This is a genomic window from Rhodoferax sp. GW821-FHT07F03, from assembly GCF_059418745.1.
The window spans coordinates 147,433-173,986 of sequence record NZ_JBWKQM010000011.1 but is presented as its reverse complement, the minus strand read 5'-3'; the positions used below and the strand labels follow the sequence as shown (position 1 = coordinate 173,986).

Annotated in this window: 28 protein-coding genes; 20 read left to right on the top strand and 8 right to left on the bottom strand. The window is 62.6% G+C overall.

The annotated features are described in order from the left end of the window. Positions 1 to 39 precede the first annotated feature (39 nt). Both AC07R0_RS18215 and AC07R0_RS18210 read right to left on the bottom strand, forming a co-directional pair. Positions 40 to 930, bottom strand: coding sequence for a hypothetical protein (locus AC07R0_RS18215; protein WP_495077299.1), 891 nt, complete (start codon positions 928 to 930; stop codon positions 40 to 42). After that, entirely contained in the window at positions 927 to 1,850 is a 924-nt protein-coding gene (locus AC07R0_RS18210; protein ID WP_495077300.1) for an esterase/lipase family protein, read from the bottom strand. The genes AC07R0_RS18215 and AC07R0_RS18210 overlap by 4 nt, the downstream gene beginning before the upstream one ends. Before the next feature lie 228 nt (positions 1,851 to 2,078). Here AC07R0_RS18210 and AC07R0_RS18205 point away from each other — a divergent pair, with 228 nt between their 5' ends. Further along, positions 2,079 to 4,601 (top strand): ABC transporter permease, encoded by a 2,523-nt coding sequence (locus AC07R0_RS18205; protein WP_495105882.1) that lies wholly within the window; start codon positions 2,079 to 2,081, stop codon positions 4,599 to 4,601. Between the two features lie 65 nt (positions 4,602 to 4,666). On the opposite strand, the gene AC07R0_RS18200 is transcribed toward AC07R0_RS18205, so the two are convergent. Genes AC07R0_RS18200 through pnuC form a run of 3 tightly spaced genes read right to left on the bottom strand, consistent with a single transcriptional unit; the run spans position 4,667 to position 6,432 of the window. After that, positions 4,667 to 5,269 carry an AAA family ATPase gene (locus tag AC07R0_RS18200; RefSeq protein WP_495105881.1) on the bottom strand — a complete coding sequence of 201 codons (603 nt, stop codon included), beginning with the start codon at positions 5,267 to 5,269 and terminating at the stop codon, positions 4,667 to 4,669. Between the two features lie 18 nt (positions 5,270 to 5,287). After that, on the bottom strand, positions 5,288 to 5,803 hold the full coding sequence (locus AC07R0_RS18195) for an adenylyltransferase/cytidyltransferase family protein (RefSeq protein ID WP_495105880.1): 516 nt from the start codon (positions 5,801 to 5,803) through the stop codon (positions 5,288 to 5,290). After that, entirely contained in the window at positions 5,800 to 6,432 is a 633-nt protein-coding gene (gene pnuC / locus AC07R0_RS18190) for a nicotinamide riboside transporter PnuC (RefSeq protein WP_495105879.1), read from the bottom strand. The genes AC07R0_RS18195 and pnuC overlap by 4 nt, the downstream gene beginning before the upstream one ends. 493 nt (positions 6,433 to 6,925) lie before the next feature. Here pnuC and AC07R0_RS18185 point away from each other — a divergent pair, with 493 nt between their 5' ends. Then, on the top strand, positions 6,926 to 7,330 hold the full coding sequence (locus AC07R0_RS18185; RefSeq protein ID WP_495105878.1) for a group II truncated hemoglobin: 405 nt from the start codon (positions 6,926 to 6,928) through the stop codon (positions 7,328 to 7,330). 29 nt (positions 7,331 to 7,359) lie between these two features. Here AC07R0_RS18185 and AC07R0_RS18180 read toward each other — a convergent pair whose 3' ends face one another. Continuing rightward, positions 7,360 to 8,022: a hypothetical protein gene (locus tag AC07R0_RS18180; protein WP_495105877.1), complete on the bottom strand. Its 663-nt coding sequence runs from the start codon at positions 8,020 to 8,022 to the stop codon at positions 7,360 to 7,362. 214 nt (positions 8,023 to 8,236) lie between these two features. Between AC07R0_RS18180 and AC07R0_RS18175 the strand changes: the two genes are divergently transcribed. Together AC07R0_RS18175 and AC07R0_RS18170 are read left to right on the top strand one after the other, a co-directional pair. Continuing rightward, complete coding sequence (locus AC07R0_RS18175; protein ID WP_495105876.1) at positions 8,237 to 8,776, top strand: DUF7482 domain-containing protein; 540 nt, start codon at positions 8,237 to 8,239, stop codon at positions 8,774 to 8,776. Between the two features lie 23 nt (positions 8,777 to 8,799). Continuing rightward, positions 8,800 to 9,897, top strand: coding sequence for an oxidoreductase (locus AC07R0_RS18170; protein ID WP_495105875.1), 1,098 nt, complete (start codon positions 8,800 to 8,802; stop codon positions 9,895 to 9,897). Here AC07R0_RS18170 and AC07R0_RS18165 read toward each other — a convergent pair. Continuing rightward, positions 9,894 to 10,487, bottom strand: coding sequence for a peptidase associated/transthyretin-like domain-containing protein (locus tag AC07R0_RS18165; RefSeq protein ID WP_495105874.1), 594 nt, complete (start codon positions 10,485 to 10,487; stop codon positions 9,894 to 9,896). The genes AC07R0_RS18170 and AC07R0_RS18165 overlap by 4 nt on opposite strands. A gap of 225 nt (positions 10,488 to 10,712) precedes the next feature. Here AC07R0_RS18165 and AC07R0_RS18160 point away from each other — a divergent pair, with 225 nt between their 5' ends. The 16 genes from AC07R0_RS18160 to AC07R0_RS18085 all read left to right on the top strand — a co-directional run bounded on the left by AC07R0_RS18160 (position 10,713) and on the right by AC07R0_RS18085 (position 24,783). Further along, the gene (locus tag AC07R0_RS18160; RefSeq protein WP_495105873.1) at positions 10,713 to 11,681 is read left to right on the top strand and encodes a bile acid:sodium symporter family protein; all 969 of its coding nucleotides are present in this window, start codon (positions 10,713 to 10,715) and stop codon (positions 11,679 to 11,681) included. Further along, positions 11,678 to 12,754: a histidinol-phosphate transaminase gene (hisC, locus tag AC07R0_RS18155; RefSeq protein WP_495105872.1), complete on the top strand. Its 1,077-nt coding sequence runs from the start codon at positions 11,678 to 11,680 to the stop codon at positions 12,752 to 12,754. The genes AC07R0_RS18160 and hisC overlap by 4 nt, the downstream gene beginning before the upstream one ends. Beyond that, positions 12,751 to 13,365, top strand: coding sequence for an imidazoleglycerol-phosphate dehydratase HisB (hisB, locus tag AC07R0_RS18150; protein WP_495095907.1), 615 nt, complete (start codon positions 12,751 to 12,753; stop codon positions 13,363 to 13,365). Before hisC ends, hisB begins: the two co-directional genes overlap by 4 nt. A gap of 51 nt (positions 13,366 to 13,416) precedes the next feature. After that, the gene (hisH, locus tag AC07R0_RS18145; protein WP_495105871.1) at positions 13,417 to 14,088 is read left to right on the top strand and encodes an imidazole glycerol phosphate synthase subunit HisH; all 672 of its coding nucleotides are present in this window, start codon (positions 13,417 to 13,419) and stop codon (positions 14,086 to 14,088) included. A gap of 32 nt (positions 14,089 to 14,120) precedes the next feature. Further along, positions 14,121 to 14,867, top strand: coding sequence for a 1-(5-phosphoribosyl)-5-[(5-phosphoribosylamino)methylideneamino]imidazole-4-carboxamide isomerase (gene hisA / locus AC07R0_RS18140; protein WP_495077313.1), 747 nt, complete (start codon positions 14,121 to 14,123; stop codon positions 14,865 to 14,867). Then, positions 14,860 to 15,693, top strand: coding sequence for a D-hexose-6-phosphate mutarotase (locus AC07R0_RS18135; RefSeq protein WP_495105870.1), 834 nt, complete (start codon positions 14,860 to 14,862; stop codon positions 15,691 to 15,693). Before hisA ends, AC07R0_RS18135 begins: the two co-directional genes overlap by 8 nt. A 29-nt stretch (positions 15,694 to 15,722) precedes the next feature. Then, positions 15,723 to 16,505: an imidazole glycerol phosphate synthase subunit HisF gene (gene hisF, locus AC07R0_RS18130; RefSeq protein WP_495077315.1), complete on the top strand. Its 783-nt coding sequence runs from the start codon at positions 15,723 to 15,725 to the stop codon at positions 16,503 to 16,505. Between the two features lie 431 nt (positions 16,506 to 16,936). Then, entirely contained in the window at positions 16,937 to 17,560 is a 624-nt protein-coding gene (locus tag AC07R0_RS18125; RefSeq protein WP_495077317.1) for an RNA polymerase factor sigma-70, read from the top strand. A gap of 11 nt (positions 17,561 to 17,571) precedes the next feature. Next, entirely contained in the window at positions 17,572 to 17,787 is a 216-nt protein-coding gene (locus AC07R0_RS18120) for an MbtH family protein (protein ID WP_495105869.1), read from the top strand. Between the two features lie 6 nt (positions 17,788 to 17,793). Further along, entirely contained in the window at positions 17,794 to 18,501 is a 708-nt protein-coding gene (locus AC07R0_RS18115; protein ID WP_495105868.1) for a thioesterase II family protein, read from the top strand. Next, positions 18,501 to 19,238, top strand: coding sequence for a 4'-phosphopantetheinyl transferase family protein (locus tag AC07R0_RS18110; protein WP_495105867.1), 738 nt, complete (start codon positions 18,501 to 18,503; stop codon positions 19,236 to 19,238). The genes AC07R0_RS18115 and AC07R0_RS18110 overlap by 1 nt, the downstream gene beginning before the upstream one ends. Then, a complete protein-coding gene (locus AC07R0_RS18105) occupies positions 19,219 to 20,193 on the top strand; it encodes a TauD/TfdA family dioxygenase (protein ID WP_495105866.1) in 975 nt (324 codons plus the stop codon). The genes AC07R0_RS18110 and AC07R0_RS18105 overlap by 20 nt, the downstream gene beginning before the upstream one ends. A gap of 15 nt (positions 20,194 to 20,208) precedes the next feature. Continuing rightward, positions 20,209 to 21,054, top strand: coding sequence for an ABC transporter ATP-binding protein (locus tag AC07R0_RS18100; protein WP_495105865.1), 846 nt, complete (start codon positions 20,209 to 20,211; stop codon positions 21,052 to 21,054). Further along, positions 21,051 to 23,084: an iron ABC transporter permease gene (locus tag AC07R0_RS18095; RefSeq protein WP_495105864.1), complete on the top strand. Its 2,034-nt coding sequence runs from the start codon at positions 21,051 to 21,053 to the stop codon at positions 23,082 to 23,084. Before AC07R0_RS18100 ends, AC07R0_RS18095 begins: the two co-directional genes overlap by 4 nt. Then, positions 23,081 to 23,848: a siderophore-iron reductase FhuF gene (gene fhuF / locus AC07R0_RS18090; protein ID WP_495105863.1), complete on the top strand. Its 768-nt coding sequence runs from the start codon at positions 23,081 to 23,083 to the stop codon at positions 23,846 to 23,848. Before AC07R0_RS18095 ends, fhuF begins: the two co-directional genes overlap by 4 nt. Continuing rightward, the gene (locus tag AC07R0_RS18085; protein ID WP_495105862.1) at positions 23,848 to 24,783 is read left to right on the top strand and encodes an ABC transporter substrate-binding protein; all 936 of its coding nucleotides are present in this window, start codon (positions 23,848 to 23,850) and stop codon (positions 24,781 to 24,783) included. The genes fhuF and AC07R0_RS18085 overlap by 1 nt, the downstream gene beginning before the upstream one ends. A 29-nt stretch (positions 24,784 to 24,812) precedes the next feature. Here the strand turns inward: AC07R0_RS18085 and AC07R0_RS18080 are convergent, their stop codons facing one another. Continuing rightward, positions 24,813 to 26,492, bottom strand: a complete 1,680-nt coding sequence (locus tag AC07R0_RS18080; protein ID WP_495105861.1) for a cyclic peptide export ABC transporter — start codon at positions 26,490 to 26,492, stop codon at positions 24,813 to 24,815. Positions 26,493 to 26,554: the final 62 nt, after the last annotated feature.

Sequence of the window (26,554 nt, the reverse complement as noted above, 5' to 3'; positions counted from 1 at the left end):
CGGTACGGACTCGGGTTTCAAATAAATTGCAAACAGCCTCTAGGGCAGTGCCTCGTTGGCCTCTATCAGCGCGCGCACCCGGCGCTGTTCTTTGGCATCAAAACGCTCGGCCAGCCAGCGGTTGACTGCGGCTTCGCGCTGCGGTGTCGAGAGTTCGGGAGCCAGCTGTATCTGGGCGACGGCCTGCTTGGCTTCGTTGACGCGGGTTTTCCAGCGGTCCCATTCGGCCTCGGCGGCTTGCAGGTTCTGGCTTTGCTGAGGGGTTAGCTCCGCGCGGCGGATCAGCGGCGGTTCGGTGACAGGGGTGGTACTGTTGTTGGACTGTGCGACTTGGATCTGTTGCGCCAGTTGCTGCTCCTCGTCGCGGTAGAAGGCGTCGGCCCACGCTGGTCCCAGTAACGCATAGCGTATGCGGTGCTGCTCGGTCAGGGCCGCCTGCCAAGTGCGCCAGTCCCGTGGGTCCACCACCTGTTGGAATGGGGTGCCCACCAACTGTACATAGCGCCGCCAGATGTCCAACACCTCGGCGGCGGCCTGTGGTCCGGCTTGGGCGCGTACCGTGGCTTCGATGTACTGTCGCAGCTGTTCCAGCGTGGTTTCGCCCAGCAGGGTCAGCAATTGGTCGAAGCGCCGTCTGAGCGCCAGGGTCGGGTGCAGCTTGCCCTGGGCGTCTAGCCCCCAGTCGCCGTCCAGCTGGGCGCCGCGCAGCGAGCTTTCCTCCGCCAGCCAGGTGACGAATTCAGCGGTGGAGCGCTCGGTTGAAGTGGTGGTTTCGGCCTCCGGGACGGGACGCGCGGCCGGGTGGCTGGCCCAGGGTGTTAGCTCTACGGCTTGGTGGGTTTTAGAGGTATTGGCGGGTTGCCACAGTAGCGCCAACAGAGCCGCAACCACCAGCCCGGCGACCAGCCAGAGCCAGCGCCCTCGATTCAAAGCCCGAGACCTTGTAAACGGTTGGCCTGGCTGCGGTAGAAGGCCTTCGGATCGGGCGAGAACAGGCCGCGCAGACCATAGCTCTGGTTTACCAGGTCAAGGTGGTTCCAGGCGTAGTTGTCTTTGAGCACAGTGCCCCAGTGGTTGGAGCAACGGCCCACCACGCCATCGTTGGCGCCGCCATTGAAGAAAGCTGAGGTCAACGCCAGCGCGTAATCCACATAGTCCAGCGCGTTGGTGAAAGATGAAGTGCCGCCCATCGAGTAGTAGTAAATGCCATTGACCTTGGCACTGCCGCTGCCGCAGCTGGTGGTGGGGGCTCCTTCCGGGTAGCTTGCGTTGAAGGTGGCGGCACCGCTGCTGGTCAGCGAACCCAGCATGGCCATTGCATTTTGCGGCAGGTTACTGTCGCCGTTGATCCAGGCCACAAACTTGGCCAGCGCAGTGACCACCGCGGCAATGGCGGTCTTGGTGACGCTATTGGTCGAGTTCACTGCGGTAGCTACATCCGATCCCTGGTGTGGCGTGCCAGCGGTGGTGACCGATGCCACCAGCTCTGGCGCGACCGAAGCCACATAGCGGGCCACCAGCCCGCCCTGGCTGTGGCCGACCAGATTGAACTTGGTATAGCCGTAGGTAGCTTGCAGGGCTTTGAGTTGCGATATCAACTGTTCGCCCCGCGTGACCGCAGAATTCACCGCCGATTGCTGGGTAACGTATACCGTGGCGCCGCTGCTGCGCAGCGATGCGGGTATGCCGTACCAAAAGGTGTTGCTGTCGCTGGCATTGAAATTCAATATGCCGTGCACCAGCACCACCGGGTAGGTGGTCTGCGTATAGGTGTCAGCCGCGCATAGAGAGGGACTGAGGAGGAGGGCGCAGAGCGCTAGCGCTATCGGAGTCTTGGTTGAAAAATGCATGGATAGTCTCTTTCTAGTTGGTGTGAGCACTGCAATAGACGCCTGGAAATTGTTTGCAGTCCATACAATTTAGAACGAACGTTCGTTGCTTTTTCAGCGGGTTATCCCGCTCTACATGTCACCTATGTGCCAATGCTGAGGCCATGTCCGGTGCGGTGGCGTAGAGCCCTTGGCGCTGCGTGGGTCAGGGCCCGCGTGAATAATGGCGCATTGTTTAGGAGCTCTCCGTTGAAATCCCCCTTTATCGCTTTAGGCTGGCGCACGCTGTGGCGTGATCTGCGCTCGGGTGAGCTGCGTTTGCTGATCGTTGCGGTGACGCTGGCCGTGGCCGCACTCAGCGCCGTGGGCTTTTTTGCCGACCGCTTGCAGGGCGGCTTGCAGCGCGATGCGCGCCAGCTGCTGGGCGGCGACGCGGTGGTGGTCAGTGACAACACCATGCCGGCTAGCTTTCTGGCCCAGGCGCAGGCCCAGGGCCTGCAGTCCGTAGGCACCCTGACCCTGGCCACGATGGCCCGGGCCGAGGACGCTCAGGGCGGCGCCAGCAAGCTGGTGGCGCTCAAATCCGTGGCCGCCGGCTACCCGCTGCGCGGCAGCCTGACGGTGGCGGACAGCGCCGATGGCCCCCTGCACACCACGCGCGACATCCCGGCGCCGGGCACGGCCTGGGTGGATGCATCCCTGCTGGAGGCGCTGGAGCTCAAGCTGGGCGACAGCCTGCTGCTGGGTGACGCCCGCCTGCGGGTGACTAAGACCATCGCCATCGAGCCCGACCGGGGCAGCGGCTTCATGTCGTTTTCACCGCGCGTGATGCTGAACGAGGCCGATCTGGCCGCTACCGGCCTGGTCCAGCCTGCCAGCCGCATCACCTACCGTTTTGCCGTGGCCGGGCCGGACCCGGCCGTGCAGCGCTATGTGGACTGGGCCACGGCCGAGGTCAAGAAGCCGGACATCCACGGCGTGCGTATCGAGTCGCTGGAAACCGGCCGCCCCGAGATGCGCCAGACGCTGGACCGCGCGAATAAATTCCTCAACCTGGTGGCCCTGCTTTCGGCCCTGCTCAGCGCGGTGGCCGTGGCCCTGGCTGCGCGCGGCTTTGCCGCCAACCATCTGGACGACTGCGCCATGTTGCGCGTGCTGGGCCAGAGCCAGCGCACCATTGCGCTGAGCTATGCCTTCGAGTTCGCGCTGGTCGGCCTTTTTGCCAGCCTGCTGGGCGTGGCCATTGGCTTTGGTGTGCACTACCTGTTCGTGTTGCTGCTGACCGGCCTGGTGGATGCCAGCCTGCCCGCTGCTACCTGGTGGCCCGCGGCCTTGGGGCTGGGCATGGGCATGACCCTGCTGTTCGCCTTTGGCCTGCCACCTGTGCTGCAGCTGGCCTCGGTGCCGCCGCTGCGGGTGATACGTCGCGATGTGGGCGGGCTCAAGCCGGCTTCCGTGGGCGTGCTGGGCCTGGGCGTGCTGGGCTTTGCCGCGCTGCTGCTGGCGGCCAGCAGCGACATCACCCTGGGTCTGATCGCCTTGGGTGGTTTTGCGGGCGCGGTGCTGGTGTTTGCCGGCCTGGGTTGGGTGGCGGTGAAGCTGCTGCGCCGCAGTGTGAACGAGGCCACCGCGCCGCGCTGGCTGGTACTGGCCACGCGGCAGGTGTCGGCCCGCCCGGCCTACGCCGTGGTGCAGGTCAGCGCGCTGGCGGTGGGCCTGCTGGCCCTGGTGCTGCTGGTGCTGCTGCGCACCGACCTGATCCAGAGCTGGCGCAAGGCCACGCCGCCAGATGCGCCGAATCGCTTCGTCATCAACATCATGCCTGACCAGGCTGCCGATTTCCGCAAGAACCTGAATGATGCCGGGGTGAAGGATTACGACTGGTTCCCCATGTTCCGTGGCCGCCTGGTGGCCATTAACGGCAAGCCCGTCAGCCCGGACGACTACGTGGAAGACCGCGCCAAGCGCCTGGTGGACCGTGAATTCAACCTGTCTAACACGGCTGAACGGCCAGCCCATAACCCCCTGGCTGCCGGCAACTGGGCAGACCAGGAAGCCGGCGCCATCAGCGTGGAGGAGGGCATTGCCAAGACCCTGGGCCTGCACCTGGGCGACACCCTGCGCTTCGACATTGGCGGCCAGCCCAGCGAGGCCAAGATCACCTCGCTGCGCAAGGTGGACTGGGGCTCCATGCGCGCTAACTTCTTCGTGATCTACCCGCTGGCGCAGATGCCGCCAGACATCCCCGTCACCTACCTCGCGGCCTTCAAGGCGCCCACCGCCAAGGGTTTTGACAACCAGCTGGTGCGCCAGTTTCCCAATATCACGGCGGTGGACCTGAGTATCACGCTGGGCCAGCTGCAGCGCGTGCTGGACCAGGTGGTGCGTGCGGTGGAGTTCCTGTTCGGCTTCACCCTGGCCGCCGGCCTGGTGGTGCTGTTTGCCGCCATCACCGCCACCCGCGAGGAGCGCGCCCGCGAGTTCGCCATCATGCGCGCGCTGGGTGCGCCTAGCAGCCTGCTGCGCCAGGTGCAGCGGGCCGAGCTGGCCGGCGTGGGCCTGCTGGCCGGCTTCCTGGCCAGCCTGGTCGCCGTGGCCGTGGGCTGGGCCCTGAGCCGCTACGTGTTCGACTTCGCCTGGAGCGGCTCGCTGTGGGTGCCCTTGTTCGGCGCGCTGGCCGGCGCTGTGCTGGCCCTGGCGGCGGGCTGGTGGGGCCTGCGAGACGTGTTGCGCCGGCCGGTGGTGGAGACGCTGCGCCGGGCGGCGGCATAGTTGCTATATATTTAGTAGCTGCTAGCGCAGGTTCTACCTGCGCTAGCGCCTGATTTCTTATAAATCTACAGCGGCGCGGCAAACTGCCAGGCTTTGGCCAGGCAGGTGTCCACCACGTCCAGTGCATGGCGGCAGCGTTCGGCGCTGGAGCCGGTGAGCTCTACCCAGGGCACGCTTTGCTCGGCCAGCATGCTGCGGAAGCGGCCGGTCATCCACTGGCGCAGGTGGGCGCCGTCGCGCAGGCCGTCGTCTTCAAAGGCCACGCCAGCGTCGCTGGTCAGCAGGTAGACGGTGCGCGGTGGCATGGCCTGGGCGATGGCGGCCACGCTGGCGCTGGGCCGGCCTATGTAGCGTTCATGCCAGAGGCGGGTGGTGAAGGCGTCGGTGTCGCAGACCAGCACCGGGCTGCCATGGCGGGCGGCCTGTTCTTCCTGGCGGCATTGCTCGGCTGCGACGTGGCTGAAGTCGCTGGACTGCCAGGCGATGTCGGCCACACCGGCCGATGGATTGCGTGCCCGTGCCAGGGCCAACAGGTTCACGCTGTATTCGCGGCCGTACTCGGCCACCCAGGCCGTGCGCGCCCACACGCCACCGCGCTGGCGCAGGCTGGCGGCCAGGTCTTGTGACAAGGTGGTGGTGCCGGTGGATTCGGCCCCCAAGACCACCACGCGCAGGGCCAGCCCGGCCTACACGGCGGGCGGCAACATGTCCCACTGTGCGGCCGGGTCGGCGCGTGCGGCGGTGCCCGAGACGGGGTAGAGCGCGCGGGCCTGGTCCAGGCAAATATGGGTGCAGGCTTGGGCACCGCTGAACTGCCGTGCCAGCTCGTCGCCATAACGCTCGGAGGTGAATACTGCGTCCACCGGCACGGCAGGTGTTGCTCCGCTGCCGAATGTGCGGTCCGCCTCCTGCACGGCCCGGCGCATGATGGCCACGTGGGCCGCCCAGATGGCCGGGCTGGTGTAGTCCACCGGTACATCGTCCAGCGCGCCGACGATGCGCACATGGGGTGCGTTTGCAAAGGTTTCGCGCAGCCAGCTTACGCGCTGGGCGATGCTGATCGACTCCACGCTGGAGCCCAGAACGCCCACGGTGACATGTTGGCAGTGCGCCGCTGCCGTGCGTATGAGGTACACGTGGCCCAGGTGCGGCGGGTAGAACTTGCCTATCACCAGGCCGTGTTGGTAGTCCATGCGGCTCATGCGTAGGCCTTGGTGGTCGCCGGGCGAGGGGTCTGGCCGCGCCAGTTCCACCAGCCGCGCAGGCAGATCAGCAAGAACACCACGGACAGGCCCGAGATCAGTGGCAGCTCGCGGCTCCAGTACAGTGGGATGGAGATCAGGTCCACCGCAATCCACCAGGCCCAGCTGGAGGTGTGGCGCCGATTCAACTGCCACTGCGCACACAGGCTGAGCGCGGTGATCAATGCGTCAATGGGCGGTGCCGCGCCCTTGAGCCACAACAGCACCTGCCACAAAAGCAACGTCGTGGCGGCTGCTACCGCCAGCAGCAGCAACTGCTCGCGCAGGCTGGTGCCGACAAACGGGGAGCCGTGCGGCGTGTGCTGGGGGCGCAACCATTGCCAACAACCTTGTGCCGACAGCACGATAAACACGATTTGTAGCGAGGCGTCGGCAAACAGGCGTTGCTGCAAGAACACCAGGCCGAGGATTGCGCTGCTGAGAATGCCCACCGGGAAGTTCCAGATATGCGCCCGCGCCGTCAGCCATACGCACAGCACGCCCGTAATGAACCCCAAGATGTCGCCAAAGGACATGGGCATGCCGGCGAGGGAGAAAAGAGGCTGGGTCAGTGGCGCAAGAAAGTCCATGGGTGGCGTGAAAGTAGGGCGGCCCTGGATGATAGCCGTGCCTTTTCAGTCACCTGATTGCTATGCTGTTGATAGCGCCTTGCGCAGGTATTTATTGCGCTAGTGCCCTATTTCATACATGCAGAAAATGGCAGCCGAGATATCTCAGATGCGTCGGGCTTCAGCCCGCGTGCCACAGTGCGAGGTTGGACAACAGAATCACCAGGCCCGAGGTGTTGATCAAAATTCCAGCGGTGGTTTTCAACTCTTTCATGGTGCTTTCTCCTGTGGGGTGGTGAGGGGATGTCTAGGTTGAAATGGTAGGGAGAGCCTGGTTATCTGTAAAGTCAATCAAATGTATATCATCGATAGTTTTTTGAAATATGGATGCAATAGCCCGGGTGGTCGAAAATACCCGCCATGGCTTGGCCCCGCACCGCGGCGCTACGCTGCATTTTTAATAGCTGCCAGCGCATGATTTATCTGCGCCGTGGCCCTTTTTTGTTCTGAGTCCATGCAAATCCAAGAAAAGCCACCCGCCGCCACCCCGTTTGAATGGATTGGCGGCGAAGAGCGGGTCAAAGCGCTGACCGAGCGCTTCTATGACCTGATGGACCTGGAGCCCGGCTATGCCGCGTTGCGTGCCTCGCACGGCTCCACCTTGGACAACGCGCGGCAGCGGCTGTTTATGTTCTTGTGTGGCTGGCTGGGCGGGCCGCAGTACTACACCGAGCAGTTTGGCCACCCGCGGCTGCGCGCGCGGCACATGCCGTTCAAGATCGGCATCCTGGAGCGCGACCAGTGGCTGGCCTGCATGGACCAGGCCATGGGCGAGACGGGGGTGGACGAGGCCTCGCGCGCCCGCCTGCGCGACAGCTTTTTCCAGACCGCCGATTGGATGCGCAACCAGGGCGTGTGAAGCCGGTAGGTTGCAGATACGCAGCTGTTTTATTTCTTTCCGCCACCGTTGCCTCCATTGCCTCCATTGCCGCTACCGCCGGCATTGCCATGTCCACCCGCGTTACCGCTCTTGCCTGAGCCAGACCCTTGGCCTGCGCCATTGTCCAGCCCGATGTCCTCGGTCTTGGCCTTGGCATGGAGGCTGGCGTGTTGGCCACTCTTGTTGGCATGCGAGTTGCCCATTACCGAGCCCAGCGTCGTCCCCATGCTGTGGGCGATATTGCCCCAGCCCATGCCGTCGGCTCTTTGCGTCAGCACGCCGTTCAGCGCGGTGGACAGCTGCAGGGGCGTGGGGTTGCTAATGCCGTCCTTGGCCAGCTGTGCCTTGGCGAGCGACAGGGCGATACGGACATTGCCGTAGCCCAGCTTGCCGGTCGCCGGGGTCAGACTGGCTGACGGAGCCATGGCGTTGGGGCCGCTCGGGCTGGGCTCCAGGGTGATGAGGTTACCGGTGCGCAAGCCAGACACCAGCGACTGGGCGTTTTCCGGCGAGCCGGCGAAGATGCTGAAGCTGGCCACCAACTGGGTGTCTGCCGTACTGGCATGGGTGGTGACGGTCGTACCCGTGGCTGCAGATGCCAGCAGCAAGCTGCCGCCAAGGAGTGTGGCGCTGGCGATGGCTAGGCGGGCGATGTTTTGGGGGATCGACATGGTGAGACCTCACTTCGTGGGATGGATACAGCTGTGCTTTGCCCCAGGGGCGCAAGCTTCATATTAAGAGTTTTGGCAAGGTGGTGCAGTAGCTCGCGGCTTTGTCTTACATGCCCGCCGACGTAGTGCTGCCGGTCGGCAGCGGATGCTGGCCCGCTCTATGATGGCGCCCACCATGCCTATTGCGTCCCTTCGTCCATCCCTCGTGTCTGCCGTGCTGCTCGCCTCCCTGCTGGCTGGATGTGCCACCTCACCTGTTGCGCCCTTTGCCCCTGCGGCACCGGCGCTGGCCACTGAGGTGACCCTGCCTCTTGTAAGTGCCTGGTACGAGGGCGGCCTGGTGCAGTACATCAGCACCGATGTGTCGGATGCCGCCATGGCCCGGGCCAAGGATATGAATTTCGTGCCCGGGTTGGCCCTGGCCTTGAAGCCCGGCCAGCCCTCGCTGGTGGAGCGCATCTACGTGTTCCCCGACGGTAGCCAGCGCAATGTGCTGCCGTCCATGCCCGATCCGGTGGGCTATGCCAGTACCGATAAGTCGTACTCGCCGCTCTGGCATTTGCACGCCGTAGCTTGGCAGGCCGGGCGCACGCACCGCGAGCTGCGCTCGGAAGAGCAGATATTGGATGCGGTGGAGCGTGGCGATGTCACGCTCACCCCTTTGCGGATTGTGGCCAACTGCCCGGTGGTCTACTCGGCCAAAGGTGGTTTGTTGCCCGGGACCCGGCTGGGTTATCGCCCGCCCAGCCCTTGAACTACTTATAGAAACGGAGACCTATGACCCAAGCACTTTTAACCCCCTTGTCCGGCCCCATCCGTGCGGCCGTTATTGGCTATGGCCTGGCCGGCAAGGTTTTCCATGCACCGCTGATTGCCGGCGTGCCGGGGCTGGAGCTGGCCTGCATCTGTTCCAGCCGGCCCGAGCAGGTGCTGGCCGACTGGCCGGGCGTCAAGGTGGTGCCCACGCCCGAGGCGGCGTTTGCCGACCCGGACATCGACCTGGTGGTCATCGCCACCAGTAACACCAGCCACCACCCGCTGGCGCGCGCTGCGTTGCTGGCGGGCAAGCATGTGGTGGTGGACAAGCCCTGCACCGTGACCCTGGCGGAAACCGAGGACCTGCTGGCCGTGGCGGCGCAGCAGCAGCGCGTGCTGACGGTCTACCAGAACCGGCGTTTTGACGGCGACTTCCTGCTGCTGCAGCAGGTGTTGGCCGGCGGCCAGCTGGGGCGGATCACGCATTTCGAATCGCACTTTGACCGCTTCCGCCATGTAGTGCCCGGCAAATGGCGCGAGCAGAACATTCCCGGCTCCGACCTCTGGCTGGACCTGGGCGCCCACCTAGTGGACCAGGCGCTGCAGTTGTTTGGCGTGCCCGACGATATCTCGCTGGATGTGGCGCGCCAGCGCGAGCACACCGAGACGAACGACTACTTCCATGCCCAGTTACGCTACGAGTCTGTGCACCCGGGCCTGCGCGTGGTGCTGCACGCCAGTTCCTGCGTCACCACGCCCGGGCCGCGTTTTGCCGTGCATGGCACCGGCGGCTCGTTTACCAAGTTCGGCCTGGACCCGCAGGAAGATGCGCTGAAGGCCGGTGGTCGCCCCCAGCTGGAGCTGCTGGGTGACTGGGGCTTTGACCGCCTTCCCGGCCAACTGACGCGCCATCTGGACGGCGAAGAGGTGGGCGAGACCACACCCGACGTGGCAGGCAACTACCTGCTGTACTACGCTGGTTTGCGCGACTATCTGAGCGGCGCCACCGGCAGTGCGCCTGTGACGCCTCGCCAGGTGTTCCAGGTCATGGCCATGCTGGGCAAGGGCGAGCAGAGTGCGGCCAGCGGCAGCTTTGTGGCGACAGCGGATTTGCGTTAAGTCTCGATACTGGTGATGCCAATCACGATGCTGGCGAAGAAGCCGGCATGGGCATCGCCGCTCATGCTCAGGGTTTCGCAGGCTGGTGCCAGGAGGTGGATCTGCGTGGCCTCACCGGCCGCCGGAGGAAAGTGCAGCTGGGTGCTGGCCGAAGTCAGGGTGCGCGACGAAGGCACGGTATTGGGCAGCAGCACCTGCATGTGCAATTGCTGTTGCGTCGGGTTGCTGCCCGGGTACAAGGTCTTGAATGTGACCTTGCCGGCCGCCGTAGTGCACTGCACGCCCTGCAGCGCGCTGGTGGCTTCGGCCGCGTCGTCACTGCTGCCGTGGCGCAAATACACCTCCGCGCCGCTGATGGCCGTGCCGTGGTTGTCCAGGTCGATCAGCTGCATTGCCAGCGTGACGGGAATGCCCTTGCGGCCCTCTGTGATGTCCCAGCGCTGCAGTGCCCGGTCGTCCAGAATGTTCAACAGGGAGGACGGGCCGGCGGATTCTGTGGCCGTTAATACCACCATAGGCGGTGTGGGCGCTGCATTGGTCGCCGCCGTGTACATGCTGGCCTGGACGGGCTCCGGGGTGGTGAAGAGCATGTTGGTATGGGTGGTTTTGTTAAATGGGAATATATCCCATTTTTAAAGAAAATCAAAATATCCAGTGATTGCAAGCAATTGCCATGCAAGTAGCACCTCACTGAAAAACATCCGACAAACCATGGACTTTTGGGCATCGACATAAAATGCCCAGCCACCGCATATCCTTCCATCGCTTGTAGCTACAAAATGCGTAGCGGCATGGCGAGTCGCCATCCCCTTACCATGAAACGCCCGCGCTTTCTCCCCGATAACTTCACCTTGTGCCTGCTGGCGACCGTGACACTGGCCAGCCTCTGGCCGGCCCAAGGCGCGGTGGCCCAGGGATTCGAGATGTTGACGACTGCGGCCATTGCGCTGCTGTTCTCTCTGCACGGTGCCAAGCTGTCGCGCGCCGCCGTCGTTGCCGGGCTGAGCCATTGGCGCCTGCATTTACTGGTGCTGACCTGCACATTTGCGCTGTTCCCGGTACTGGGCCTGCTGCTCAAGCCGGCCTTCTCCACCATGCTGACGCCGGACCTGGCGGTGGGTATGCTGTTTTTATGCACCTTGCCGGCCACGGTGCAGTCCGCCATTGCCTTTACCGCCATGGCGCGCGGCAATGTGTCGGCGGCCGTCTGCAGCGCCTCGGCGTCCAGCCTAATAGGGGTGTTCATCACGCCGCTGCTGGTCGGCTGGCTGGTGGTGCCGGGCGGGGTGTCGGGTTCGGGTGAGCTGGAGGCCGTGGGCCGCATTATGTTGCAGCTGATGCTGCCTTTTGTGGCCGGGCAACTGCTGCAGCCCTGGGTAGGCGGTTTTGTGAAAAAGCACGCTGCCGGGCTGAAGTTTGTCGACCAAGGCTCCATCCTGCTGGTGGTCTATACCGCCTTCAGCGCGGCCGTGATCGAGGGCCTGTGGAAGCAGGTGCCTTTGCCCATTCTGCTGGGCCTGGTGGCCGCCTGTTGCCTGCTGCTGTCGCTGTCACTGTCACTGTCCACGTGGTCCAGCCGCATGCTGGGCTTCAGCACCGAAGACGAGGTGACGATCGTGTTCTGCGGCTCCAAGAAAAGCCTGGCCAGCGGTGTGCCCATGGCCAAGGTGCTGTTTGCCGCACACACCGTGGGCGTGATGCTGCTGCCTTTGATGTTGTTCCACCAGATCCAGTTGATGGTTTGCGCAGTATTGGCGCAGCGTTACGCCAAGAGAGCCGCATGAGAAACCCTTTGAATACCATTCGCCCCGACATCCGGGCCATGCATTCCTACCTGGTGCAAGACGCCTCCGGCATGGTCAAGCTCGACGCCATGGAGAACCCGCACCGCCTGTCGCCCGCCCTGCAGGCCGAACTCGGCGAGCGCCTGGGCGCTGTCCCGCTGAACCGCTACCCCGATGGTCGGGTGGACTATCTGCGCCAGGTGCTGGCTGCCCACACCGGCCTGCCCGAGGGCTACGGCCTGTTGCTGGGTAACGGCTCGGATGAGCTGATTTCCCTGCTGTCTATCGCCTGCGACCAGCCGGGCGCCAAGGTGCTGGCTCCGTTACCTGGCTTTGTGATGTACGCCATGAGCGCCCAGTTGCAAGGCCTGGAATTCGTCGGCGTGCCGCTGACAGCCGACTTCGAGCTGGATATGCCTGCCATGCTGGCCGCCATCGACACGCACCAGCCGGCCATCATTTATCTGGCCTATCCGAACAACCCTAGCGCCAATCTTTGGGACGAGGCCGCCATGGCGCAGATCATCGAGGCCGCGCCCGGCCTGGTGGTGATCGATGAGGCCTACCAACCGTTTTCCAGCAAAAGCTATCTGGACGTGATCCGCCGCAACCCGGCGCGCCACAGCCACGTGCTGCTGATGCGTACGCTAAGCAAGTTCGGCCTGGCCGGTGTGCGCCTGGGGTACCTGGTGGGCCCACAGGCGCTGGTGACCGAAATCGACAAGGTGCGGCCGCCCTACAACGTCAGCCTGCTGAATTGCGAGTGTGCCTTGTTCGCCTTCGAGCACACCGAGGTGTTTGCGGCGCAGGCGCAGGATATTCGTACGCAGCGTGCTATTCTTTTCGCAGCGTTGGGCGTTTTGCCCGGCGTCAAGGTCTGGCCCAGCGAGGCGAATATGCTGCTGCTGCGCGTCCCCGATGCCGCTAAAACCTTTGACGCCATGAAGGCCCAGGGCGTGCTGGTCAAGAACGTTTCTAAAATGCACCCATTGCTGGCCAATTGTTTGCGCTTCACGGTGGGTACCGCCGAAGAGAACGAACGCTTGTTGGCAGCCTTTCAAAAATCCCTATGACTACCCCCACCGCACCTGTTTTGCAACGCACCGCCGAAGTCACCCGCAACACGGCCGAAACCAAAATCACCGTCAAGCTGAACCTCGACGGCACCGGCAAGGCATCGCTCAGCACCGGCATCGGCTTCTTCGACCACATGCTGGATCAGATCGCCCGCCACGGCCTGATCGACCTGGACATCGCCTGCGTGGGCGACCTGCACATCGACGGCCACCACACGGTGGAAGACGTGGGCATCACCCTGGGTCAGGCCGTGCACAAGGCGGTCGGCGACAAAAAGGGCATCCGCCGTTACGGCCACGCATACGTGCCGCTGGACGAGGCACTGAGCCGTGTGGTCATCGACTTCTCGGGTCGGCCTGGCCTGGAAATGCATGTGCCGTTCACCAGCGGCATGATCGGCACGTTCGACAGCCAGCTCACCTACGAGTTTTTCCAGGGCTTTGCGAACCACGCATTTGTGACCCTGCACATCGACAATCTGAAGGGCGTGAACGCCCACCACCAAGCGGAAACTGTGTTCAAGGCCTTTGCCCGCGCGCTGCGCTCGGCACTGGAGCTAGACCCGCGTTCCGTGGGCATGATCCCGTCCACCAAGGGCTCTTTGTAAATTTAAAAGTAGAATCGGCTTCTACCGCACATTCCTTCTGCGCAAGCAGCTATGACATTGATAGCAAATAAAACGGTTGCCGTGGTTGACTACGGCATGGGCAACCTGTTCTCCGTCTCCCAGGCCGTGATGCACGTGGCGGCCGCCAGTGGCTACCAGGTGGTGGTTACCTCCAAACCGGAAGAGGTTTTCGCCGCTGAGCGTGTGGTCCTGCCCGGCCAGGGCGCGATGCGCGACTGCATGCGCGAGCTGCATGATTCAGGCCTGAAGGAAGCCGTGTTGGACGCCGCTCGCAACAAGCCGCTGATGGGCGTGTGCGTGGGCATGCAAATGCTGCTGGACCATAGCGAAGAACAAGACACTCCCGGCCTGGGTTTGATACCCGGGCGCGTGTTGCGCTTTGACTTGGCCGGCCGCCTGCAGGCCGATGGCAGCCGCTTCAAGGTGCCGCAAATGGGCTGGAACCAGGTACAGCAGCAAAGCCCTGGTAGCAAGCGCCACCCAGTTTGGGGCGAAGTACCGGACAATAGCTACTTCTACTTTGTCCACAGTTTTTATGTTAAACCGTCGGATGCGCACCACAGCGCAGGCCTGGCGGAGTATGGCGAGCCGTTCACTGCGGCCGTCGCACGTGATAATATTTTCGCAACCCAATTCCACCCAGAGAAAAGTGCTGAGCACGGCTTAGCGCTGTACCGCAACTTCCTGCACTGGGTCCCTTAATCTCTCTTTCTCCACTTGCTGTTCACGGCACCATGCTTCTCATTCCTGCGATAGATCTGAAAGACGGCCATTGCGTGCGCCTCAAACAAGGCGACATGGACCAAACCACCACATTCGGCGAAGACCCCGCCGCAATGGCCCGTAGCTGGGTGGACAAGGGCGCCCGGCGCCTGCACCTGGTGGATCTGAATGGCGCGTTCGCGGGCAAGCCCAAGAACGAAATGGCCATACGCAAGATTCTGAAAGAAGTGGGTGGCGAGATTGACGTGCAGTTGGGTGGCGGTATCCGTGACCTGGACACCATCGAGCGCTACCTGGACGCGGGCCTGCGCTACGTCATCATCGGCACGGCCGCGGTCAAGAACCCCGGTTTCCTGCAGGACGCCTGCACCGCGTTCGGCGGCCACATCATCGTGGGCCTGGACGCAAAGGATGGCAAGGTTGCTACCGACGGCTGGAGCAAGCTCACCGGCCACGAGGTCGTGGACCTGGCCAAGAAGTTCCAGGACTACGGCGTCGAATCCTTCATCTACACCGATATCGGCCGCGACGGCATGCTGACCGGCATCAACATCGATGCCACGGTCAAGTTGGCCCAGGCTTTGAACACGCCCGTGATCGCATCCGGTGGCCTGAGCAACATCGCTGACATCGAACGTCTGTGCGAAGTCGAAGACGAAGGCATTGAAGGCGTGATCTGTGGCCGCGCCATCTACACCGGCGACCTGGATTTCGCATCTGCCCAAGAGCGCGCCGACACCTTCTACGGCGATGTCTGATCTGCAGATCAGCGCCGAGACCTTCCACAACCAGCCCTGCCTACGTCTGCGCCACAGCAGTGGCGACAGCGTGCTGGTCGCCTTGCACGGTGCGCACGTGCTGTCGTGGACCAGTGGTGGCGTAGAGCGCCTGTACCTCAGCCCGCGTTCGGTGTTCGATGGCAAAACCGCCATCCGTGGTGGTGTGCCCGTGTGCTTCCCCCAGTTCAATATGCGCGGCCCGCTGCCCAAGCACGGCTTTGCCCGCAACACATCCTGGACGCCTGTTGCACAGACCGTGGACGCTCTGGAGTTCGAGCTGCACAGCGATGCGGACACGCTGGCCATCTGGCCGCATGCCTTCCGTGCCACGCTGCGCATCGATCTGGCACCGGGCGTGGTGGAGTTCGGCTTTAGCTTGCAGAACCTGGGCAACACGCCGCTGGACTTTGCCCTGGCCCTGCATACCTACCTCAACGTGCAGGACCTGGCAGGTTTGCGTCTGCACGGCCTGGCCGCCCAGCCCTACTGGGACGATGTGGCAAAGACCAATCGGCTGGAGCCAGGGGTGGTCAGTTTCGACGGCGAGGTGGACCGCGTTTACCAAACCCCGGCAGAACCTCTGGTGCTGCTGGACGGCGCGCAGCAGCTGCGCATCGCCCAGAGTGAAAACCTGGGTGACACCGTGGTCTGGAACCCCGGTGCTGCCAAGTGCGCCACTATGGCCGATATGCCCGCCGAGGGTTATCTACACATGGTGTGCGTAGAGGCTGCCGAGGTCAACACGCCGGTGCAGCTGGAGCCTGGTGCCGAGTGGGCCGGCTGGCAACGCCTAAGCCTCGATTAACCTGTTTTTGTTGTTCTGTTGGAGTCGCCATGCTGGCCAAACGCATCATCCCTTGCCTGGACGTGACCGGCGGCCGCGTCGTTAAAGGCGTCAATTTCGTGGAGCTGCGCGATGCCGGGGACCCGGTGGAAATCGCCGCGCGCTACAACGAACAGGGCGCGGATGAATTGACTTTTTTGGATATCACCGCCACCAGCGACGGCCGCGATTTGATACTGCACATCATCGAGGCCGTGGCTTCACAAGTCTTCATCCCCTTGACCGTGGGCGGCGGCGTGCGCACCGTGGAAGATGTGCGCCGGCTGCTGAATTCCGGTGCCGACAAGGTCAGCTTCAACTCTGCTGCCATCAGCAACCCGGATGTGATCGACGCGGCCTCGGCCAAGTACGGCGCCCAGGCCATCGTGGTGGCCATTGACGCCAAGCGCCGCAGCGCCGAGGACGCGGCCATCCGCGGCCCGGGCTGGGACGTGTACAGCCATGGCGGCCGCAAGAACATCGGCCTAGACGCCGTGGCCTGGGCCGCCGAGATGGCGCGCCGCGGCGCTGGCGAAATCCTGCTCACCAGCATGGACCGCGACGGCACCAAGTCCGGTTTCGACCTGGCCTTGACGCGTGCCGTGGCCGACGCAGTCAGCGTGCCGGTGATCGCCTCTGGCGGCGTGGGCAACCTGGACCATCTGGCCGACGGCGTGAGCCTGGGCGGTGCCGATGCCGTGCTGGCCGCCAGCATCTTCCACTACGGCGAATACACCGTAGGCCAGGCCAAGGCGCGCATGGCGGAGCGCGGAATTCCAGTGCGGATTTCTTAAACAAAAGAGCCGCTGGCGCAGGTAATAGCTGCGTTGTAAGCTGCGTTGTAAGCTGCGTTTATGATAGCAATTCCCGTGTGGAAACTGCTCGGATGCGGCTTGGGCTTGAGTGTTCTCGGTCGCTCGCGGATGCCGTGTGCCGGCCAGCTGTATCCCTTCAATTGATGCCTTGCCTGCGCTGACGCCAGGTATTCCAAAAAACCGCTTTTCGTTGAGGCCCGTGGCGTAGGGCGCTCATGCCCGTCAATTGTCCTTGTGCACCAAGATCTGTTTGGGGTGCATGCATGAACTCTCCTTGCTTACATACCTTGGTGATGGTCCATGCATCTTTCTAGGGATGAAAGATTACCAAATAATACAAACACAAACAATAATGATTCGTATTTAAAATACACTACGTGTCCAGGTGATAAACCACTTATTGGACAGACATGGAACAAATACAGCGTCAGGACGCATTGGTACAGGCAGGCGAGCTCGGGGCCGTACTCATTGCAAATCGGAACTTGTTGATCAATGTTGCAAACGCCATCACGGCTTGCCGTTGCCGTGCCGAGGACGTGGTGCACGATGTTTTCATCAAGATAGCGGAGGCGGCGCCCCCCGAATCTTTGCGCCAGCCTTTGGCCTATTTGATCCGCGTGGTGCGCAACCTGGCCATAGACCACTACCGGCGTCGCACATTCGAGTGCTACCACTACATCGACGCGGAGGATGGTTTGGAGGTGCCGTGTCCGGCTGCGGGGCCGGAAGCAATAGCCATGCACCGCGATTTGCTACGGCAGGTTTCCAAGGCCCTGGACCGCTTTCCGCAGCGTACCCGCAAGGCCTTTGAAATGGTGCGTATTGACGAGCATTCGCTCAAAGACGCGGCCGCAGAGTTGGGTGTATCCCAGACCTTGGTGCACTTCATGGTGCGTGAAGTCACCGAGCATTGCCAGGCCTGTGTGCTGGGCATGCCGTCGCCAGACCGTGCCAGCCGGGACGGTGTAAAAAAATCGCGCAGCCGTTCGTCTACCCAACATACCGCGGCCGATGTGGCCGAGCAGGTTTAGAAAGAACGAACATGGGTTTTGACAGCAAAGACACGAATTTCCGCGTGGTGGTCAACCACGAAGAGCAGTATTCCATCTGGCCAGACTACAAGGATTTGCCAGCGGGGTGGCAAGACACCGGCTTTGCCGGCAACAAGCAGGATTGCCTGGCCCGTATCGAGCAGGTGTGGGTGGACATGCGTCCTTTGAGTCTGCGCCAGCATCTGGCAGCCCAAGGCCAGGCCTAAGTGCCCATGCAGTTGCTGTGCTTCCCCTGTGCTGGGGCGGGCGCCAGCATGTACGCGCCCTGGTGCCATAACCCGCCAGCGGGTCTGGACATCCGACCGGTGGAGTTGCCTGGCCGTGGAAGCCGCATGGGCGAGCCTTTTGCGCAGAGTCTGGATGCCTTGGCGGAGCAACTGGCGCTGGAGTTGTGTGGGCAGGTAGCGCCACCCTACGCACTATTCGGTCACAGCATGGGTGGGTTGGTCGCCTATGCGCTGGCCCATGCATTGGTCGGCATGGGAGCCGTTGCTCCGGTCGCTCTGTGTATTTCCGGGACTGCCGCGCCTGGCTGGCGAGACGTGCATCGTTACCGTGCCTTGCGGGAGCCAGCACAGCTGAAAGATGAATTGCGCCACTTGAACGGCATGCCAGAGGAATTGCTGGACAACCAGGAACTCATGGATCTGGTGCTGCCCGTACTGGCGGCGGACTTCCGTTTGTGTGCCGATTGGAAAGATGCTCCTCGCAGGCCGTTGGCCTGCCCAATCCATGTGTTTGGCGGCAAGAGCGATCCCTGTGTGAGCGAGTCTGCGCTGGCCGCCTGGGAGCAACTGACCGTGGGGCACTTCAGCCTGGAGATGTTCGACGGTGACCATTTTTACCTGCGTCGGTATCAACGCGTTTTGCTGCAAAGGCTGCAAACCTGCGTGCTGCACCGTGTAGCGGAGGGGGTGTGATGGAGGTGGTGGAGGTGGTGGAGCGCGGCTATGTTCTGGGGGATGCTCAAACTGCATTCCAGGGGCGGGTGCGTTGCTGGCCGGTATATGTGCGTCTGGGTTGTGAGCCGGATGCGACGGTGCTGCGCATGCTTGCACCCTCCGAGCACCAGGAGTTGCAGCGCCTGCAGCAGCGCAATGACCGCGCGCGCTATGCGTGTGCACGGGCTGCCTTGCGCCAGGTGTTGGCGCAGGAATATGGCTGCGCTCCCATGCAAGAAATTGTGCGAACGCCATTTGGAAAGCCCGTGCTGCAGGGCATCCGAGGGCTGGATTTCAATCTGTCGCATACAGGCGCCTGGGGTCTGATTGCCGTGACCCAGGCCGGGCAGGTTGGGGTAGACGTTGAAGAAAGAGCGCCGATGGCGACAGACGGCCTGGCCGAATACATCTGCACGCCTTTGGAGAGAGTTCGCTTGGCGAGCCTGGAGCCAGCGGCCCAGCATGCGGAACTGCTACGCCTGTGGGTCGGCAAGGAGGCCGCCCTCAAAGCTGTGGGCGTAGGCATTGCGGGTGAGCACATGCCTTTGCTATCCCTGTTGGCGAGCGGGTGCGTGCAGAGCCAGGTCGTGCTGCCTTTTGATGCCAACCGGATCCGGGTGGAAATGCTGCCCTTCTTTGATGGCTACTGCGCTGCCGTGGCCCTGTCTTCCACTTATTTGAAGGATTCATCTGAAGATGCAAGTACCAGTAATTGAAACGTTTGAGCTGCGTATTGAAGCCGGTTTCCCGATGCGTGTCAGTCCCATGCAGCCCGGCCTTACTTTGGCGGACGCACAGCCACAGTTGCAAGATGTGGTGAGCCAGCACCTGCAGCAAGTGGGTGGGGTTTTGTTCAGCGGCTTCGAGGTGGGCGGTCCCGAGGCTTTTCGCGCTTTTGCGGCGTCGTTTGGGCATCCGTTGCTGAACTACGAGTTTGGCTCCACGCCCCGCAGCAAGGTGCATGGCGGCGTGTATACCTCGACGGAGTATCCCGCGCACCAGCATATTCCCCTGCACAACGAGCAGGCCTACACCCGCGAATGGCCCATGAAGATATGGTTCCACTGCGACCTCGCAGCCCAGGAGGGAGGGCAGACTCCGATTGCTGACAGCCGTGCGGTCTACCGCGCCATGGACCCGGACATCCGCCAGCGCTTCGCGGAAAAAGGTTTGATGTACGTGCGCAACTACGGCAACGGTCTGGACTTGCCATGGCAGCGGGTATTCAACACCGATAGCCGGGCAGAGGTGGAGGCCTATTGCGCCAAACAGCACATCGCATTTGAATGGACCGACGACGGTGAGTTGCGCACCCGCCAGCGTTGCCAGGGGGTGGCCCGGCATCCGGTGACAGGGGATGCTGTGTGGTTCAACCAGGCGCATCTATTCCATATCTCCGCATTGGAGCCCGATACGCGTGAGGTGCTGGTGGACAGCGTGGGCGAGGAGAACCTGCCGCGCAACGTGTATTACGGCGATGGCAGTCCGATTCCCGACCAGGACTTGGACCGCGTGCGCGCCGTACTGGAGCAGCACAAGGTGGTCTTTCCATGGCAGCAAGGGGATGTGTTGATGTTGGACAACATGCTGGCAGCCCATGCGCGCGCACCCTTCAAGGGGCCGCGCAAGGTGCTGGTTGCCATGGCCCAAGGGCATGGGCAGTCAGCGTGACGGCGGTGACTTCCTATGAGCCTTAGGACTGGCCCAGCATCCATCGTGCCGGCTTTGTCGGCACACCACATCCACGTAGCCTACCAGGACCAGCCAGTGCTGGCCGGGTTGAGCCTGGATATTGCGCCGGGCAAGATTACTGCGCTATGCGGCCCCAACGGATGTGGCAAAAGTACCTTGCTGCGCAGTCTGGCAGGCCTGCAGGCTCTGCAGCAGGGAGAGGTACGGGTGCAGGGATGGCCGCTGGCCAGCTTCAAACGCCGGGCGCTGGCACAGACGCTGACCATGCTGGCCCAGTTCAACCAGATTCCCGAAGGGCTGACGGTGGCAGAACTGGTCGCCTACGGGCGTTATGCCTTCGGCTCCATGTTTTCAGGCCCCAGCAGCGCGGACCGTGCCAGCGTGGCGGACGCCTTGGCGGCCACGGGCTTGCAGGCATATGCCGACCGTCAGGTGGCGGCCTTGTCTGGTGGCGAGAGGCAGCGCGCCTGGATTGCCATGGCCTTGGCCCAGGAGTGCGGCATTTTGCTGCTGGACGAACCCACGACCTATCTGGACATCCACCACCAGATCGAAGTGCTGCGGGAGCTGCGCCGCCTCAACCGCGAGCGAGGTCTGACGATTGTGTGGGTGCTGCACGAGCTGAACCAGGCTGCCGCCTTTAGCGACCATATCGTGCTGATGCGTGCCGGGCAGATATTGCACCAGGGCACGCCAGACGCCATGATCCGCCCGGCCTGTTTATCAGAAACCTTTGGTTTGCCGATGATGCGGCTGGACCACCCTGAGAGTGGTGAGCCCGTGTGCTTGCCCTCGTACGGCGGGGCCGCTGTGGCGCAGGCGCTTCAGCGTGCTGCATGACCGCGCAAACTCTGTCCTACCCCCGTTTGGGTTTGGGCTGCCCCAGCCTGCTGGGGATGCTGGGCGTGTTGTGTACGCTGCTGCTTTCCGGTTTGCGCTTGGGGCCGGATGTGATGGTCTGGCTGCAGTCCGATACGGCGGCGCCTGCGGGGCAGATTGCGCATTTGCTGCTGTTTGATCTGAGGCTGCCCCGTGTGCTGGCGGCCTTGCTGGCGGGGGCTGCGCTGGCCTTATCCGGGGTGTTGTTCCAGGCGTTGACGCGCAATCCTTTGGCTGCGCCGGATTTATTGGGCGTCACCGGCGGTGCGCAGCTGGGGGTGTTTGCCGCCATCATGCTGCCCGCCCTGGGCGGCGTGGCTTCCGTGCCGCTGCTGTTTGCCAGTGGTTTGCTGGGGGCCACTCTGGCGATGCTGACGGCGGGCGGTTGGCGGGCGTCCCCTCTGCGCCTGGTACTGGCGGGTACGGCCTGTTCCTTGATGTTCGCCGCGGTGTCCACGGTGTTGCTGACCATTTTTGAGGATGACATTGCCAGTGTGGCCCTCTGGAGCAATGGTGTGCTGTACCAGCCTGGTGCCCAGGGTTTGCTGACGGTGCTGTGGTGGTTGTGTGTGCCGCTGGCAGTAGCACCACTGCTGCTGCGTTCGCTGGAAGTGGCCGCATTGGGCGATGACGGTGCCCGCATGGTTGGCGTGCAGCTGCAGCCGCTGCGCTTCATCACCATGGTCGTCGCCACGCTGTTCGCTGCGGGCGCGATCAGTGTGGCCGGTCCCATGGGCTTCATCGGCTTGATCGCACCCAATATGCTGCGGGCCGCGGGCATTCACCGGCTGCAGCGTTTGCTGCCATTGGCTGCGCTGTGGGGTGGTGTGATTTTGTTGGCTGCAGACAGTGCGGTGCTGGCGTTGCACCTGGATGCCACCGTGTCGACCGGAGTGATGGTGGCTGTTGTGGGGACTCCGCTGCTGTTGGTGCTGATCCACCGCAACCGTGTCCTGGCTGGGGCCCAGGTAGAGCGCCCGCGTGCGCTAGGGTTCAAACCGCCTTTTGCGGGCTTTGTGGGGCTGTGCCTTGTCCTGCTACTGGCGATTGCCGGATGTGCTGTGGCCTATGGTGAGACTTGGTTGAGTTCGGCACGCTGGTGGGATGCTTTCTCCGGTCAGGACGCGGTTGCGGCGATGTTGGTGGACTTGCGTCTATTCCGGCTGTTGACGGCGATGATGGCAGGGGCTTTGCTGGCAGCGAGCGGGGCCTTATTGCAAAGCGTGGTGCGCAACCCGCTGGCTGGCCCCGAGGTTCTGGGCGTGACACAGGGGGCGGGTTTGGCGGTGCTGTTGGCACTGGTGGCCACGCCGATGTTGTCGCGCCCGTTGATGCTGGCTGCCGCGCTATCGGGCGGGGGAGTGGTTCTGACCATCACGCTGCTGTTGAATCGCCGCCATCGGCTGGCGGCATTGCCGGTGGCCTTGACCGGCATTGCGCTTGGGGGACTCTGTGTGGCGCTTTCGCAGTGGCTGATGGTGGAAAACAGCGTGGAGCAAGCGCGTCTTCTGGTGTGGCTGGTGGGTGGCACCTATGGGCGCAGCGCTGCCGATGCCGCGGCCCTGCTGCCCTGGCTGGTGCTGGCGATTCCATTGGTGTATTTGCTCGTGCGGCCATTGGATTTGCTCATGCTGGGCGAGCAGAGTGCGGCGGCGCTCGGTGTACCTGTGGCCAGGCTGCGCCTGGTGGCGCTGGTGTTGGCAACCATGCTGGCCAGCGCCGCGGTGGCCAGTGTGGGGCCGGTTGTCTTCGTGGGTCTGGTAACGCCCCATTTTGCGAACTTGTTGGGTTTCCATGCCCATCGCCAGCGTGTGCCGGCGGCCATGCTGTTGGGGGCTATTTTGTTGGGTTTGGCGGATGTTTTAGGTCGAACCTTGCTGGCACCGACCGAGGTACCCGCAGGGGCAATGACGGCTTTGATGGGAGCGCCGTATCTGCTGGGTATGCTGGCTTTCGGTAACCGCTCGCGTAGCCAGGGAGCACGTGCGTGACGTGTCTGGCAACCTTGCTGCCGCCAGCATGTGCATCCGCTGGCCGGGCCGTCCATCTGAGGGACGACCGGGCCGACCCAGGCCCAGGCCTGCGGGTACCCGTTAGCCACTTGGTTGAGCATCTACCTTTGCTGTTGGCGGCGATGCGACAGCACTACGACGGTGACAATGCGCGTGCGCTGCTGTCTCAGTGGAGCAAATACTATTTCAGCCTGGTAGTGCCTGCGGCCGTTGCGGCAGCGTTGGTATTGAAGCGGCCCCTGTACATGCCTTGGGAGGACAGCGTGCTGTTGCTGCGCAATGGCATGCCACAGGCCTTGTACCTGCCGACCGATGCCTTGGGGGGCGTGTCTGATGAACCGGCCGTGCGCTACGCTTCGTTGTTTGTAGAGCACCTTGCGCCATTGGTGGAGGCCTTGGCCGGCGCGGTACGCATGGCTCCGCGGGTACTGTGGAGCAACGTAGGCCATACCTTGGAATACGCTTTATCCACCGCCATGGAAAGTTCACAAGCCCTGCTGGACCAAAGCTTCTTGCTGAATCGCGTGGAGTTTTTCGATACCGGCCTGCCCAATCCTTTGTGGCAGGTGATCCGTTACCTTAAGTCTGATAACCCAGAGTTGCCCGACCCCTTGCGGGTGCGGCGTACGTGCTGCCTGCGCTATTTGCTGCCCGGAGAAAAAATGCTGTGTTCCAGCTGCCCCATGTTGTTGACTCTTCCCGCACCTGCTGTCGCAGAACAGATGCGTTTGCTGCGTACATGATGCGGGCGCTGTTACTGACATTGCTGTGTTGGTGGGCAGGCACTGCGCTGGCTGCGGACGTGGTGGGCATGCGCAGTGCCACGCTGCCACAGCAGCCGCAACGCATCGTGGTGCTGGAGTTCATGTTTGCGGAGTCGCTGGCAGCGCTGGATGTCACACCGGTCGGCATGGTGGACCCCAACCGCTACCGCGAATGGGTGGGCTATGACAAGGCCCGATTTATCCATGTGCCCGATATCGGCACGCGCCAGCAGCCCAGCCTGGAGGCCATTGCGCGCCTCAAGCCAGACCTGATTGTGGGGCTTACCTTTCGGCACGCGGCTTTGTTTGATGCCTTGCAGCGTATCGCACCCACGGTGCTGTTCAATTTCTACGCCAACGATATGCAGGTGAACCAGCTAGACCACGCTTTAAACATATTCGATCGTTTTGCGGAGCTTGTTGGCCGTGTAGAGGAAGGCAAGAAGGTGCGGCAGGCGGTGCAAGCGGCCTTGGCTGGTGACCGTGCGCGCCTGTTGGATGCCGGCTTGGGTGGCCGGCGCGTGGCTGTATTGCAGGAGCTGGGCTTGCAGGACATGTATTGGAGCTACACCGCCAACAGCATGGCGGGTGGTGTGGCCCAGGCCTTGGGCGTCAAGCTGTGGCCGCATTGGCCTACCAAAGAGGGCACGACTTTTGTGTCCTCCGAAGATCTGCTGAAGCAGAGCGATTTGTCCGTGCTCTTGATCAGTGCGACCGGCCCGGAGGTCGGCATCGCGCAAAAGCTGACATCTCCTATTTGGCGCTTTGTACCGGCACGTACCTTGGGGCATATGGCGCTGATGCCGCGCAACATCTGGGGCTTTGCAGGCCCCATGTCGGCGGTGCAGCTGTCCCATCAAATGAGGGATGCGATGTTGCAGGCAGCAAGGGGTGTTTCCATCCCCGTGCAATGATCTGCATCTGCCGGCATGTTCTTGACCGCTCAGGCGGCAACAGGGATTGCTTCCTGGTGTGTGGTGGTTTCCATCACCCTACCGTTTTCCAGTTTGATGCAACGGTCTGCCAGGTGGAAGTAGCGGTCGTCATGGGTAATCGCCAGAACAGCCTTGCCGCGAGCAGCCAGTTCCGGTAACAGCTCCTGGTAGAACACGGCTTTGAACACCGGGTCCTGGTCTGCCGCCCATTCGTCGAACAGATAGAAGGGCCGATCTTCCAGATACGCCACCACCAGAGCCAACCGTTTGCGCTGGCCTTGGGAGAGTTCGCGGGTTGAGAAGGCACCGTTGGTGATGCGCACTTTGTGGTCCAGATGCAGCTTGGTCAGCAGGGCATTGGCACGCGCATCAAGATCGTGTTGACCCGTGCCAATGCCCAACAGCGACTCGAACAAATGAAAGTCTGAGAAGACCGCTGAAAACAGCTGCCGATACTGCGCGCGGTTGACGTCGGTAATTGTTTTCCCATCCAGGCGGATGTCGGCGCTTTCTGGCGCATACAGACCCACCAGGAGTTTGGCCAACGTGGTTTTTCCGCTGCCATTGCCGCCTACCAGAAAGGTCAGTTCTCCAGGCTTGAATTCCAGATCGATGGGGCCGAATTGGAATACGCCGTCTTCTTTCTCACGGTAGTAGCGGTGTGTCAGCCCTTGGATGCTCAGGCTCTGGAAGTGGGAAATGGCAACCGCTGGGGTTTCGTTTTGAGCCTCGGGTAATTCCAGCAGCACGTCTTCAATGCGGTCCAGCGAGACGCGGGCCGCATTCAGCGTGGGCAGGTTGTTCAGCAGGCCGTCCAGCGGGATCAGCATGAACAGGAACACGATCACATAGCCGGCCAGCACTGTGGCGTCTATCGCGGCAAACTGGTTGGGCAGGAAGATCACCACGCCTAAGAACACATAGAACAAGAAAAGGATCCAGCCCACCCCGACTGCGTAGGAGGCAAACGCTTTTGTGCGGTGCTGGCGGACTGCATCGATTTCCGGGTTAAGTGACTCCCGCATGAAGCTGTTGACCCGCTCGTGGTGCAGCTTGAGCTCTTTGGCGCCGGTGAACAAGGCATTGAAGTAACCGAACAATCGGTCCTGGGCCAGGCCGGCGGCTTCCAGTGCCCGGATGGCCCGCACATCACCCATCCGGTAGCCCAGCGAACCTACCACCACTACCGCGCTGGCCAACAGAAATACCGGCCAGGACAACCAGGCCAGATAGGCGAGGCAACCGGCAACGATGGAGCCGTGGATCAACAGATTGGGTAGCGCAAAGAACAACATGGAGACATTGGTGGCGTCTTCAGTCACGATGGACTGTGCACGTGCGGCACCCAGTGTTTCCAGGTCTCTGAATGCGGCATGGGCCACGCGTTGCGAAATATGTTCACGCATCTTGCCCATCGTGGTTTGGCTGAGGCGGGCAAACAGCACGCCGCTGACGATGCGACTCACCAAGGTGAGTACTGCCAATGCGGCGAAACGCCAAGCCAGCGCGGAAAGGCCTTCGGACGGGGCAGTGATGGCCTGGTTGATCAGCGCTACCAGCGAGACGCTGGACAGCCCATTGACGATGCATGCCAGCATGGCCACGACCAAAGGCCAGCGTGAAAGATGGAGTAAGGAGAGCAGCAGTCGGGTCGCCGGCCGGCTCTTCTGGGATGGGGAGTTTTTCATGGAATTCACGAGAGTGGGCATCAGCCTATAGACGATTGAGCGCCGCAAATCATTAGCCCGTG